Source organism: Lactococcus fujiensis JCM 16395, from assembly GCF_002441655.1.
Taxonomy (GTDB): domain Bacteria; phylum Bacillota; class Bacilli; order Lactobacillales; family Streptococcaceae; genus Lactococcus; species Lactococcus fujiensis.
Genome location: NZ_JXJU01000001.1, coordinates 145,693 through 159,055, shown reverse-complemented (window position 1 = coordinate 159,055; position 13,363 = coordinate 145,693). Strand labels below are relative to the sequence as shown.

Here is a 13,363-nt window from a genome sequence, read left to right as displayed (position 1 = left end):
TCTCCTATAAATCTATATTTTTATAAAAATTAAAACCATTTTTAGGGCTACTTTTTGTAAGTAGAAAATTATTCCTTAATTGCTCCAACCATTACACCTTGATTAAAATACTTTTGTAAGAAAGGATATATAAGCATTATAGGTAATGTGGACACAACAATTGATGCGTATTGCATCATTTGTGATGTTTGTGCAAGTTCAGTTGCCATTGCGCCAGTTGTTTGAGTCTGCAATGTTTGATTCATAATCAATAACTGTCGTAAGAGTAATTGAAGCGGCTGTAAATTCGGATCGCTCAAATAAATTAGAGCGTTAAACCAAGAGTTCCAAATTCCTACTGCAGTCCACAAACCAATGACTGCAAGAATTGCTTTGGACAATGGAAGCACAATCGTGAAAAAGTATCGTAGAGTACTTGATCCATCAACCTGAGCAGCCTCCCAAAGACCATCCGGAATTGATTCTTGAAAATATGTTCTAGCTACAATAATATTGTAAGGAGAAACTGCAAATGGAATGATCATGACCCAAATGGTATTTAAGAGTCCAAAATTCTTTGTTACCAAATAAATTGGAATTAAGCCACCAGTCACAAACATTGGGATAACGTACATTAATGAAATCCATTTTCTACCCACTAAATCTCTTCTTGTAAGTGCATAAGCAACAGGGATATTTACCAGGAGACCAAATAATGTTCCAGCAACGGTATAAAAAATTGTATTGAAATAGGAACGCCACAGCAATGGCTGCTGAAAAAGTACCTCATAGCCCTTCAAGCTCCATGCTTTAGGCCATAACCAAACAGCACCGCTAGCCACATCTTGAGGATTTGAAAAGCTGGCTATAATTACAAACCATAGTGGATAAATAATTAATAAAATGAGTATTGTTGAAACACCATAGACTACAAAGTTGAAAATTTTTTCATTCAGAGTTGTCGGTTTTTTCGATTTTTTGTTTTTCTTTAACATCATAATTCCTCAGAATAATCCAGTTTTGGTAAGTCTACGTGAGATAAAGTTTACAGTAACTAAAACAACCAAATTTATTATTGTTTGAAATAAATTTATTGCCGTTGAATACGAATATTGGAAGGATTGAAGACCCACTTTATAAACGTAAGTTGAGATTATCTCACTACCTGGCAAATTTAGTGGGTTTTGTAAAAGCAAGACTTTTTCAAAACCAATATTAAGGAGTTGTCCTACAGTCAAAATCAACATGATCATCATGGTTGGAACCAATAGCGGAAGGTCAATCTTCAACATCTGTTGAAATCGCGTTGCACCATCCATTGTTGCTGCTTCGTAATAAGTAGGGTCAATTGCCGACAATGCTGCCAGATAGATTATCGAATTCCATCCAACGTGTTGCCAAACGTCAGACCAAACATATAGACTTGCAAATGCATTAGGGTTTCCAATAATATCAGGCATTTTGATATGAAAAATATTTAAAAAATTTGAAATCATACCAGTTGACGGCGAGAAAAACAATAACACCATTCCGCACATTACCATTGTAGAGATAAAGTGAGGTAAGTAAGTCGTGACTTGGAAAAACTTCTTAAATGCCTGCACTCTAATTTGATTACAAATTAAAGCAAGTCCAATCGGCAAAGTAAAGCCGAATGCGATACTATATAAAGCAATTTTTAAGGTATTTAATATTGTTGGCCAAAATTGATAAGAGTTGAAGTACTGTTGAAACCACATCAATCCTACCCATGGACTCCCCCAAACTCCAAGCGCTGGTGAATAATTCTTAAAAGCCATTAGCAGCCCGTACATTGGGACGTATGCAAACAAGATTAATAAAATTGTCGCGGGTGCGAGCAATAAATACAAAGAGGTATTATCTTTGATTTTCCTTTTGGATCTCTCTCGCCTCACTTGTTGAACAGCATTTTTTGAGATTTTCATTGCCATCTACTCTTCTCCAGTCATCTGAATAAAAGATATTATTTTTGGTTTAACGTTAAACCTTTTGATAATATTATAACGCTTTCACAAATTTTTGTCAATATCAATTTCATATTTTTTATAAAAAAAAACCAGCTTTCACCGGTTTAATTTTTTATCCAAGTTCTTCGATAAGCGCTTTGAGTTGTGATTTAGAGTGAACACCAACAATTTGTTTAACGACTTCCCCATCTTTTTTGAACATCAAGGTTGGGATTGACATGATGCCAAAACCTTGTGCTGTTAATGGGTTTTCGTCAACGTCCATTTTACAAATCTTAAGCTCAGATTCATCGTACTCATCGCTTAATTGTTCTAAAATTGGAGCTTGCATCCGACAAGGACCACACCAAGTTGCCCAAAAGTCAATCAAGACAAGTCCTTCTTTAGTTTCTTCTTCAAAACTAGCGTCTGTAACTGTATATTCCATCATTCCTCCAGAGAAAATTTTATTTCTCTATTTCTTATAAATATATTTTAACGAAAAGTGGCTTGCTTTTCAATTTTTCTGATTGAAGGTGAATTTATTTCAATATCGCAATAGTTGCTCCAGAGCCACCCGCATTAATTGGAGCAAATTGATAAGATTTAATATGCCGATTTTGCTGTAATTTTTTTTGGACCATTTCCCGAATCACACCTGTTCCAATCCCATGCACAATCGTAATTTGTAAAAGATTTGCAACTAATGCTTGATCGATATAATTATCTAATTCAAATTCAGCTTCGTCATAACGCATCCCTCTCAAGTCAAGTTGAGCTTTAATTTTATTAGATACCTTTTTGGTAACATTTTTGGTTTTACTTTCAGGCTCTTGTATTTCAATCAGATCAAATTGATCTTCAGAAAGTTTAGTTGAAATGGCACCCATTTGTACTGTCCAACGTCCATCTTTTTCTAGTCTAACCAAGGTCCCAGTCTGTCCATAATCCAGAACATTGACTTTTGCGCCTTGCTTAAGTCCACGTTTAGCTTTTGCTTTCTTGAGCACTTTATTTTGACTAAAATCGATGTTTGGAGTCAGTGCATCAAGTTCAGCTCTGGCTGCGATAATTTCATGGGGTTTAAGCGCCGCCTTTTCATTGAGATTTTTTAAGATGTCTTGAGCTTCTTGACTGGCTTTTTTGACTACTTCACTTGCCTCAACTTTTGCTTTTTGAAGTTCACGTTCACGTTCACGGTTAATCTGGTCAAATGCACGTTGAAGCTCTTTATGTAGCACTTGATTTTCTTGCTCAATTTTGCGAATTGAGCGCGTTCTTTGAATGACTTCCTGCGTTTTTTCTTCTAGCGTTTCAATCATGTGATTGACATCTTTTTCACCTTCCGAAATTTGGCTTGCCGCCCCTTGAATAATTGCTTCCGGAAGCCCCAGTCGTTTGGAAATTTCTAATGCATTTGATCGACCAGGAACACCCATTTGTAAATGATAAGTGGGTTGCATTTGGTCAATATTAAATTCCATACTGGCATTAATGACAGCTGGCGTCTCCACACCGTAAGCTTTCAACTCTGGATAATGAGTACTCGCCATTGTTTTGATTGATTTCGAACGTAAATCTTCTAATATCGCTATGGCGAGTGCTGCCCCTTCTTTGGGGTCCGTTCCTGCTCCTAGCTCATCGAAAAGAACCAGACTTTCTGAATCCGCCGCATTTAATATGCGAACAATGTTAGTCATGTGACTTGAAAAAGTTGACAGAGATTGTTCAATTGACTGTTCGTCGCCAATATCAGCAAAAATTTCATTGAAGAGATGTATCTGGCTCCCTTCCTCTACCAGAATAGGGAGTCCTGCCTGGGCCATAATTGTTAAAAGGCCAACAGTTTTAAGCGTGATCGTCTTCCCACCTGTGTTTGGACCTGTGATCACAATTGTATTGAGTGTCTCCTCAAATTTTATCGTATTCGCAACAACAATTTTAGCATCAATTAAAGGGTGCCTTGCAGCATACAAAGTGATATTTTTATGGTCAGCAAGGATTGGAATAGAGGCTTTCTGCTGAACCATAAAATTAGCCTTTGCCTTAATCAAATCCATATGTCCTAACAACCAAGCATTTTGCCGGATGTCGTTAGTATATGGTTTCAAATCTTCCGATAACTGGCGAAGCAATCGTGAAATTTCATTTTTCTCTTCGATTTTGGTCTGATTTAGTGAATTATTCAGCGCAACAACCGCATTTGGTTCAATATATAACGTTTGTCCAGAGGCAGACATGTCATGAACCACACCTGGGATTTTATTTTTACTGTCACTACGGACAGGTAATACTTGACGATCATTACGAACGGTGATAATCGACTCGGTCAGATTTGCTGTATTTTTATTGAGCAATTCTTGCATGATTTTCTTGATATCGGACTGATTTCGTTTAATCCGTCCCCGAATATGCATCAATTCGTTTGAAGCATTATCATATAAGATACCAGAGGAATCAAAAATATCTAATTTTTTAATGAGCAAAGATAAGTCAATCAGTTTATCAACTGTCACTTGTAAGTGATCAAAAGTAACATTTTCAGCAGCTTCGAAATAACGTGTAATATTAATGCTTCCTTGAATGACTTTTTTTAATTCAATAAATTCACGTCCTGACAAAGTGGCATCAAGTTCTAGGCGACGCAAGAACTCAGAAATATCACTTGTTTTTGACAAATTGAGTGCTCCGTTTTCTTGACTTACCAGATGAAAATCAGCTAACTCATCAAAAAGGAACTGAATTTTTATAGGATCAGTCAAAGGTTTCAGAGCTGCCAGTTCTTCTTTTCCTTGGGCAGTTACTAAATGAACTGCAAATTGTTCTTTTATTTTATCAAATTCTAAGATTTGAAGGATTTTTTTATTCATAATAAATTTTCATGTTAACCTAAAGGGTTAATTTTCGTGATGGTTTCAATAAAGAGGTTTTGGAAATAGCTTGATGTGATGGGTGTATGTAAAACCATTAAGCGTACTAGTCCAGAACCTGAAAGATAGTTTTGAATCGTTGAAATAGGAACTAAGCTCAACGTGACAAAAAACATTTGTAAGCCAAAATAAGTTGCACATAAACCAAGGATGCCTGCTAAAATTTTCCCATTTCTGCCAAGCGGTGCCACTGCAAATTTCAAAAATAAACCAACAATTCTTATTATGGTATAAACAAGTACAAAAATAATAATAAATGCAATCCCAGCGTAAAAAGCCTCATCCAAATGGAAAAGCAAATTATCTGAGAACAGCAACAAATGTGAGCTCGACGTAGCACTGGCAAAAGGAATCCATTGACTAAGGCTCGATGCCAAGGCTTTATAATTTCCTGCCGCAATAAAGGCTGCAAAAATTGTTCCTACACTATAAATAGCTTGCAGAATTAATCCTCTTGAATAACCGAGCATAAAAGCCCAGGCAAGCATCAAAATAATAATTAGATTAAGTAACATTCATTTTTCCTATCGTTAACAATTTCGTGATGTTTTTCTATATTATAACATATCTCGACCCAATATTTATGGAAAGCCATTGACATCCAATCAAACAAGTCAAAACAAAAAAAGAAATACATTCGTACTTCTTTATTTCTTTTGATCAGCGAATAAGCTTGATGAATGTCCTTTTCTAATGTCATGGTCTAATGAGATTGTGTTTGTAATCGCATTGACTGCAATTACGGCCTCACCAAAACCAACTGAGAGTAAAGGAACTTTCCCTTCATAATCAGCACCATCACCAGCTGCATATAGACCCGCTATATTAGTTTTCATTTTGCGATCGACTAAAACACGACCTGCTCTTGTTATTTCTAATGCTTCAATTAAATCTAATTGATTGGTCAAAAAACCATAGTTCACTAAAATCCGATCCACATCCATCCGCAATTTTTCGTCTGATTTGACCACTTGCAAGTCAAGCCCCGACTCAGTCAGTGCTGACACTACATAAGGAGTATGTATTTGAATCGTAGAATTTTTAACTTCTTCAACCGTTAATTGGTGGGCACGGAACTTAGGGCGACGATGGATCAAATGAACCTCTGAAGCAATTCCTTCAAGCATGAGCGACCAATCCAACGCTGAATCCCCCCCACCGAGCACAGCAACTTTTTGATCTCGGAAATCTTCCAACGACCTGATGAAATAAGAGAGCTTGCCCGTCTGATGACGCTCCTCTTCACCCTCAAGATTCAGTTTACGTGGTGAAATCAAACCAGCACCAGTGGTCAATAAGACAGATTTTGAACTGTACTCATTCTCATCTGTGATGACCGAGAAAAGTTCTCCATTTTGTTCAATTTTTTGAACGTATTGTCCAACAAATGAGTCATATTCTACACCTTCCAGTTGTCGTAATAAATTTTTGGTCAAAGCTGCACCTGGTATTTCAGGTAATCCGGCAATATCGTAAATTTTCTTTTCAGGGTAAAGATTCTGAGGTTGCCCCCCAACTTCATCAAATGCTTCAACGATCGCAACCGTAAGGCCACGCATGCCAGCATAAAAGGCAGCATAAAGTCCAACAGGACCGCCACCAACAATTAACAAATCGTAGTTTTTCATAAGCAAATTATATCATATTTTGTAAAAAGTATTTTACTTTCCGACACAAAAAAGCAAGCCAAGGCTCGCTTTTAATTTTTATTATTTAGTTGAACGACGGTTGATGATTTCGTGGTCCAAGATTAATTGACTTTCAGCGACTTCTTCTTTGAGCATCAATTTTGTCAACAAACGCATTGATACTGCGCCCAAGTCATAAAGTGGTTGATTTACAGAGGTCAAAGCTGGAAATGAATATTGAGTCAATGCAGAATTAGAACCTGCAATAATTTCAAAATCAGTAGGGACCTTCACTCCTTTTTCTTGCAATGAATTCAACAGTCCAACAGCAACATCGTCAACTGAAATAACAGCTGAGTTAACATTTTTATCAATTAAATGTTGAGCTAAATTACGGCCATTTTCATAAGAATAATTGCCTTCAAAAACGAGGGCTTCGTCAAATTTTACACCCGCTTCTTCAAGCGCTTCTTGGTAACCTACCATACGCTCAACATTTTCAGCGTCATTCAATGAGCCTAGGACATAAGCCACTTTTTTACCAGTTTTCAATAATTTCTTAGTCGCTTCATATGCAGCTTTATGGTAATCGATATTAACAGAAGCTAATTCTTTATCTCCATCAATTGCTCCAGCAAGAACGACAGGTGTTCGTGTTCCTACAAGTTGATTGCGTACAGATTCTGACAATGAACTTCCCATGAAGACAATTCCATCCACTTGTTTTGAAAGGAAACTTTCAATAACTTTGCCTTCTTTTTCTTCGTCGTTATCAGAATTCGCAAGTACGACATTATAGTTGTACATTGATGCAACATCATCAATTCCGCGTGCAATTGCTGCAAAATATGGGGATGTGATTGTTGGTAAAACAACGCCGACAGTAGTTGTACGTTTGCTAGCCAGTCCACGGGCAATCGCATTAGGACGATAATCAAGTTCAGCAATCGCATCTAAAACTTTCTGACGTGTTTTCTCCTTTACATTTGCATTCCCATTGACTACACGACTTACCGTCGCCATTGAGACACCAGCAACTCGAGCGACATCATAAATTGTTGTTGTAGATTCAACCATATTAATTGTTTTCCTCATTCCTTATTTTGATTCCGTTTTCTGAAAACCATTTTCATAACGTATTATAACATGAAGTGAAAGCATTTTCAATCATCTTATACGTGATTTTTCACTAAAAATAGCGTAAAATTATATTATAATACTTTTATAGATAATTTTCATCTATTTATCATTATTTTTTCAAAATAATTAACTCTATTAGTTAATTTGAAAATAAATGAAAAGTATCACTACTCACCAAACGGAGGACACAATGAGTAAAATCGAAAGAATCATAACATTTCTTGAAGAAAAAAATGTCGATATGACATTTATCACGAATTCAACTACTTTAAATTATCTGACTGGTCTTGCCATTGACCCACATGAACGTATCGCAGGTTTAATTATTTTCCGTGATGCTCAACCCATGCTCTTCACTCCGGCTTTAGAAGTTGAAAAAGCTAAAGAAAAAACAAGTGGCTTTGATATTTTCGGATACGAAGATGCTCAAAATCCTTGGGCAGTAGTACGTGAACACGTTAAAACAACTGTATCAAAAATTGCAGTTGAATATTCTGATATCCCACTTTCAAAAACAGAAGGTTTAAAATCACAATTTGGAGCATCAACTGAATTTGTAAATATCACCCCTTTGATCGAACGAATGCGTTTGATTAAATCAGCAGATGAAATTGAAAAAATGAAAATTGCTGGTGATTATGCCGATAAGTGTTTTGAAATTGGTTTCCATACAGCCGCAGCTCGAAATGGAGTGACCGAGTCCGATATCGTTGCCAAAATCGAATACGAAATGAAACGTATGGGGATTTCACAAATGTCTTTCGACACGATCGTCCTGACTGGCGCTCGTGCTGCAAATCCACATGGCGTTCCTGAAGAAGTTCAAGTACAAGAAAATAAACTTTTACTTTTCGACCTTGGAGTGATGAGCCAAGGCTATGCTTCCGACGCAACTCGTACAATTTCAATCGGGAAGCCAAATGATTTTGATGCTAATATTCATGCCATCGTAAAAGAAGCTCAAGCTGCAGCCATGGATTTCATTAAACCAGGTGTTTCAGCCATCGAAATCGATAAAGTGGCGCGCGATATCATCACAAAAGCTGGCTATGGTGAATACTTCAATCACCGTCTCGGTCACGGTATCGGAATGGATTGTCACGAATTCCCTTCCATTGGTGGTTCTGAAGACATCATCATTGAAAAAGGAATGTGTTTCTCAAATGAACCAGGAATTTACATTCCCGGTAAAGTAGGCGTTCGTATTGAAGATTGCCTTTACGTTACAGAAAGTGGTTGTGAAAGTTTTACACATACCAATCACGACTTGGTTATTTACTAATTGAACTCAATCAAAAAAGCAGGACATCGTGTCCTGTTTTTTTTAATTCATAAAAAAGCCCTCATGAAAGAGCCCTTTTTATGATCATATTCATTGTCCTAGGTAAGACCGAGCAAATGATCGGTTGATACTGACAATTCCTTGAAGTTTCCGATAAGAGATGTAAAATTTAGCACAACTTTGTCATTTTACAATTGGTAAGGCAATTCAACATCTATATTTGATTTACTCTCTCTTGTTTCGTGGAACCTTCCTTTAATCGCTGACATTTCAAACGGTCAGAAAATGTTGTCATTATCTCCCTCCAAATAATATCGCTATTATCGTTGGAAATCGTCAACCGTCTTATTTTTTATCTTACGATTTTCTTAGCTTAGTTAAAAATCAAGAGGGTGTTGACTTCCATTGCCAAAGAAATAACCAGTTTTACAGTTTATCGTTAAGAGATATCGTCCAGAAGGGTCATAAAGATTATAATAACCTGATCTAATTCCAGCAGGGGAACCATTTCCAATGGTCGTATGGATTGCGACAGGAATTAAAATGTAGTCATTTCCCTTGATATAACCACGGGTACGACATTTATTAAGCACTTTATCTTTAATCCCAGCTGCCCAAGTAAATGCAGGATCTGACGTATTCAAATTAGCCTGCGGTTTCACACGTGCAAGTGAATTATCTACAGTCACGTTAGCATTTATGGTCGGACTACTTGTGCTTGGCTTTCTGCTAGCTGATTGAGCTGTTGAAGATTTTGCCGTGCTTGAAGTGGAGGAAGATGGACTCACCACCGCAGTCTTAGCTGCTTGACTTGAACTTACTGACTTAGTCGATGCAGCCTTTTGAGTTTTGGCCTCCTCTAGCGCTTGTTTTAGCAAATTATTCAATTTACTATTTGTAGTTTTTGGTAAGCTAGGTAACGCGACCCCTGATTTTAAAGTTGCACCAGAAACTATTTTACCATCATTAATGACAGCAGAATCAAAAAGACCATTGATTAAATTAATTGCATCTATTTCAGACTTAAGTGTCTCGTACTTGCTCTTAGCAGCTTGTTTTTCCTTGTTTGAGCTAATCTTATCCAAATCATTTGATAAGTTTGTGAGCTGACCAAATTTACTATTTCTCAATACTGAATGATCCGAATCCAAATAATACTCATCATAATCCTTATTAAATTGAGCCAAAGCTGACAACTTGCTTGACGACTGGCTCGTTTTGACAGGTATCGTTTTTTGTGCTGCATTTTGAGAAGCATAATAGGCCCCACCTGCAGCAAGTAAAAGGACGGCACAAACTCCTATAATAATTGGTGTTTTGCGTGATTTTTTCTGGCTTTGACTTTCATTTTCTGCGGCAATGACAGGATCAAAATTTACATGTTTTTCATCAGCATTTAGAGTTTTTTCGGTCATTTCATGTCCAGTTACGCGTTGTGCTGATTCATTGTTTTCAGGTTCTGAAACGAAATCTTTTTTACTTCTTTCCACCTTAACACTGTCAGAGTTGCCCATTTTATTATCGCTGTTTTCATTTGATTCTGCAGTTAATTCAGGGACTGTACCAATGGTCACTTGGTCAAAATCAGGATTCGTTTTTGGCTGAATCTTTGTTCCATTTTCTTGACTTTCTTCAGCTGTAGAACTTGTATCGGTAGCATTTTCTTCTTCATTTTCAACAGGCAAAACATCATCCTCAAATCTTGCGACCATGTGTTCCGCTTCATGTTGGTTGGCCGGAGCAGCTTGAATTTCAGGGAAAAGTGTTTCATCAATTTCAGCGCCCTTATTTTCATGGTTGACCGATTGGTTTTGATCAATTTCACCTTGTCCAACTACAGTGGCCTCATCTATTTGTGGGCTTTTAGGCTGAATTTCTTTTTCTAAATCAGATGCTGCTCCCACTTCATTTTCAGATTTTTGTTCAGCTAGATTTTCAACTGAATCAGGCTCTTCGGCTTGAATAGGATTTGATTTCACATCAGATAAGGCTTCTGTAGCAGAGCTTTCAGCAGTATGTTCAATTACTTTAGAATTCTCATCAGCAAAATTTTCTATTTTAGACACTTCACTTTGCTGGGAATTTAATTTAGAACGTTCAGACAAAATGTAATTCTCTAAACCTTTATTTTTAGCTTCTTCAATTTCACTTCGGTGTTGACGAATATATTTATCCAATATAGACTCATTTAAATCATTTTCCTCGTCAACCCGTTTAGATTTCTCAACAATTTCACCTACCGTAAAATTTTGTAAATCTTTTAATTTTAAAGTTTTTTCACCTGTTGTTTGTTTGACAATTTTTTTATTATTTTCGAGTTCCTTGTTTTCAGTAGTCATTTTTCTCCTTTTGGAAAAAATTTAAATCCAAATCTTCGATTTTTTATCAAGTTATTTAATGCGTTTTCCAAAGTACATATAAAGATCTGTTCTCAATGTCCCATTATATAGCTTGCGCTTTTTCGTTGCTTTTGCACCATAATGTGATTCAAATAACAAATCACTGGTCAAAATATACTTACTCCAAGTTTGCAAAGGTGCAAATGTTTTGCCCATTTCAGCATATAATTGAGCGACTGCTTCGTCATCTTCAAGTCGTACACCATATGGTGGGTTTGAAACAAGAACACCATCCAAAGCATCCGTTTGGAAATCTTGCAAGCGCATTTGTTTATATTTTATCACACCATCTAAACCTGCGGCAAGTGCGTTACGCTTTGCGATTTCGATCATGCGACCATCAATATCAAAGCCTTGAATATCAAGCCTTAAATCCTTATTTATAACGGCTAGAGCAGCTGATTTTTCTTGTTCTAAAAGGTTCCTATCAAACCAAGGCCAAGCTGTGAATGCAAAATCACGCTTCATCCCGGGTGCCATATTTAGTGCCATCATTGCTGCTTCAATGGTAAATGTCCCAGACCCACAAGTAGGGTCAACAAAAGAACGATTCGGGTTTGCTAACCAATTCGTAAACATGATAATGGCAGCTGCCATATTTTCTTTCAAAGGAGCTTCCCCCTTTTCTTGACGATAGCCGCGCTTGAATAGTGATTCTCCACTCGTGTCAATTGTAACAGTAGCCTGATCTTTATGAATTGCAATCTCTATTGAAAATTTTGCACCATTCTCTGGAATTGGCATGCCATCTGGACGATGATAAGCTTTCTGTAATTTCTTTACGATTGCTTTTTTAGTGATACTTTGTATAGAGGGTTCATTATGCAAAGTCGATTTCACGGATTTTGCTTTACTAACCGGAAATTGACAACCGAAGGGAATCAATTCGTCCCAAGGTAGTGCATACACCTGTTCAAACAAATCATCGAAGGTTCTTGCCTTGAATTCTCCTACAACTATCTTGACCCGATCCGCCGTTCTTAGCCAGAGATTAGCTTTTGCCATACTGCTCAAGTCGCCATCAAAAAAGACTCGTGATCGGTCATCTATCGTGACATTTTCCATTTCTAGGTGACGCAGTTCTTTTGCAACAAGACTTTCCAATCCCGCCGCAGCTGTTGCCATAAATTTAAATTGTTTTTTCATTTTTCCTAATTATTCTATTTGCTAAAAAAAGAGCCAGAGCATTGCGCTCCAGCTCGTGTCATCAGTTTTCTATAAGCCAAGTTTTGTTCCTGTAGTTAGACTACATTCGATAACCATCTGTCTATTGTTTTCACAATCTCTGCCACACCTTCAATTCGGCTAGCTGAATGCCCCTACCATATGTTTGGGTTGCTCGTTTGAGGGGTTTACCACGTTCCACTTCGCAAGTTTCCCTGCGACATCGTCTCTTTGGCACTTTACAGAAATTTAGGCATAGTAAAACCTTAGCCTTCATCTCCGCCGTTAGGAGTGACGCTCCTACTCAGGCTTATTTGTTCGCCTGACACAATCACTGCGAGCATCTCAGCATCGCACGAGCCTGGACTTTCCTCACGAAAAAACATAAAGTTATAATCGCGCAGTTATCCGAAAACTGTTATTTAATTCATTATTTAATGAAGGTTTTATTCGCCTTCATTGGCCAAACCATTTTTACCAAAAACCGCTTGTTCCAATCGATTAATTCGTTTCAACAATTCAAAATTGCTTGGGTTACGAACTTCAACTTTTGGTTTAGGCGTTGGTGTTGGAATATGAAACGTATTTGGCTCAAACCTTTGTGTGTCATCAAAATTTGCCTGATTGGGTTTAGAAACTTGCATTTCCAATTCGGCAATTTTTTTCTTCAAAAATTCATTTTCTTCTTGCAAGCGCAAAACTTCCGTTTGGAAAGTTTCGTAATCTTGAATAACATCATCGAGTAATTCATCGACTTGTTCCTTATCAAAACCGCGCATTTTAGTATCAAAATCAGCTTCGTATATATCTTTTGGGGTTAATTTATAAGTTGGCATTTTTTCCTCTTTTATTCATAATAAAATGTCCACAATCA

The 13,363-nt window shown here is 37.0% G+C and carries 11 protein-coding genes and 1 other RNA gene; 1 reads left to right on the top strand and 11 read right to left on the bottom strand.

What is annotated here, in order from left to right; genetic code table 11:
- Nucleotides 1-68: 68 nt before the first annotated feature.
- The 7 genes from RT41_RS00750 to ccpA all read right to left on the bottom strand — a co-directional run bounded on the left by RT41_RS00750 (nucleotide 69) and on the right by ccpA (nucleotide 7,581).
- On the bottom strand, nucleotides 69-974 hold the full coding sequence (locus tag RT41_RS00750) for a carbohydrate ABC transporter permease (protein WP_096816861.1): 906 nt from the start codon (nucleotides 972-974) through the stop codon (nucleotides 69-71).
- Between the two features lie 9 nt (nucleotides 975-983).
- Complete coding sequence (locus RT41_RS00745) at nucleotides 984-1,925, bottom strand: ABC transporter permease (protein ID WP_219524932.1); 942 nt, start codon at nucleotides 1,923-1,925, stop codon at nucleotides 984-986.
- A gap of 154 nt (nucleotides 1,926-2,079) precedes the next feature.
- On the bottom strand, nucleotides 2,080-2,394 hold the full coding sequence (gene trxA, locus RT41_RS00740) for a thioredoxin (RefSeq protein ID WP_054639011.1): 315 nt from the start codon (nucleotides 2,392-2,394) through the stop codon (nucleotides 2,080-2,082).
- A 94-nt stretch (nucleotides 2,395-2,488) separates the two neighbouring features.
- The gene (locus tag RT41_RS00735) at nucleotides 2,489-4,816 is read right to left on the bottom strand and encodes an endonuclease MutS2 (RefSeq protein WP_096816859.1); all 2,328 of its coding nucleotides are present in this window, start codon (nucleotides 4,814-4,816) and stop codon (nucleotides 2,489-2,491) included.
- 14 nt (nucleotides 4,817-4,830) lie between these two features.
- On the bottom strand, nucleotides 4,831-5,391 hold the full coding sequence (locus tag RT41_RS00730) for a CvpA family protein (protein WP_096816858.1): 561 nt from the start codon (nucleotides 5,389-5,391) through the stop codon (nucleotides 4,831-4,833).
- A 132-nt stretch (nucleotides 5,392-5,523) separates the two neighbouring features.
- Nucleotides 5,524-6,504, bottom strand: a complete 981-nt coding sequence (locus RT41_RS00725) for an NAD(P)/FAD-dependent oxidoreductase (RefSeq protein WP_096816857.1) — start codon at nucleotides 6,502-6,504, stop codon at nucleotides 5,524-5,526.
- 81 nt (nucleotides 6,505-6,585) lie between these two features.
- Nucleotides 6,586-7,581, bottom strand: coding sequence for a catabolite control protein A (ccpA, locus tag RT41_RS00720; RefSeq protein ID WP_096816856.1), 996 nt, complete (start codon nucleotides 7,579-7,581; stop codon nucleotides 6,586-6,588).
- Nucleotides 7,582-7,834: 253 nt separating this feature from the next.
- On the opposite strand from ccpA, the gene RT41_RS00715 reads away from it, so the two are divergent.
- A complete protein-coding gene (locus RT41_RS00715; RefSeq protein ID WP_096816855.1) occupies nucleotides 7,835-8,926 on the top strand; it encodes a M24 family metallopeptidase in 1,092 nt (363 codons plus the stop codon).
- A gap of 377 nt (nucleotides 8,927-9,303) precedes the next feature.
- Here RT41_RS00715 and RT41_RS00710 read toward each other — a convergent pair whose 3' ends face one another.
- The 4 genes from RT41_RS00710 to RT41_RS00695 form a co-directional block, all read right to left on the bottom strand.
- Nucleotides 9,304-11,265 (bottom strand): cell division site-positioning protein MapZ family protein, encoded by a 1,962-nt coding sequence (locus tag RT41_RS00710; protein WP_096816854.1) that lies wholly within the window; start codon nucleotides 11,263-11,265, stop codon nucleotides 9,304-9,306.
- Nucleotides 11,266-11,316: 51 nt separating this feature from the next.
- The gene (locus RT41_RS00705) at nucleotides 11,317-12,471 is read right to left on the bottom strand and encodes a THUMP domain-containing class I SAM-dependent RNA methyltransferase (protein WP_096816853.1); all 1,155 of its coding nucleotides are present in this window, start codon (nucleotides 12,469-12,471) and stop codon (nucleotides 11,317-11,319) included.
- 67 nt (nucleotides 12,472-12,538) lie between these two features.
- Nucleotides 12,539-12,905, bottom strand: an RNA gene (gene rnpB, locus RT41_RS00700) — RNase P RNA component class B.
- A gap of 30 nt (nucleotides 12,906-12,935) precedes the next feature.
- Complete coding sequence (locus RT41_RS00695; RefSeq protein ID WP_054639015.1) at nucleotides 12,936-13,325, bottom strand: cell division regulator GpsB; 390 nt, start codon at nucleotides 13,323-13,325, stop codon at nucleotides 12,936-12,938.
- Nucleotides 13,326-13,363: the final 38 nt, after the last annotated feature.

Coding starts and splice junctions, on each gene's coding strand:
- RT41_RS00750 (WP_096816861.1), bottom strand. CDS start 974: ATGTTAAAGAAAAACAAAAAATCGAAAAAACCGACAACTCTGAATGAA.
- RT41_RS00745 (WP_219524932.1), bottom strand. CDS start 1,925: ATGAAAATCTCAAAAAATGCTGTTCAACAAGTGAGGCGAGAGAGATCC.
- trxA (WP_054639011.1), bottom strand. CDS start 2,394: ATGGAATATACAGTTACAGACGCTAGTTTTGAAGAAGAAACTAAAGAA.
- RT41_RS00735 (WP_096816859.1), bottom strand. CDS start 4,816: ATGAATAAAAAAATCCTTCAAATCTTAGAATTTGATAAAATAAAAGAA.
- RT41_RS00730 (WP_096816858.1), bottom strand. CDS start 5,391: ATGTTACTTAATCTAATTATTATTTTGATGCTTGCCTGGGCTTTTATG.
- RT41_RS00725 (WP_096816857.1), bottom strand. CDS start 6,504: ATGAAAAACTACGATTTGTTAATTGTTGGTGGCGGTCCTGTTGGACTT.
- ccpA (WP_096816856.1), bottom strand. CDS start 7,581: ATGGTTGAATCTACAACAACAATTTATGATGTCGCTCGAGTTGCTGGT.
- RT41_RS00715 (WP_096816855.1), top strand. CDS start 7,835: ATGAGTAAAATCGAAAGAATCATAACATTTCTTGAAGAAAAAAATGTC.
- RT41_RS00710 (WP_096816854.1), bottom strand. CDS start 11,265: ATGACTACTGAAAACAAGGAACTCGAAAATAATAAAAAAATTGTCAAA.
- RT41_RS00705 (WP_096816853.1), bottom strand. CDS start 12,471: ATGAAAAAACAATTTAAATTTATGGCAACAGCTGCGGCGGGATTGGAA.
- RT41_RS00695 (WP_054639015.1), bottom strand. CDS start 13,325: ATGCCAACTTATAAATTAACCCCAAAAGATATATACGAAGCTGATTTT.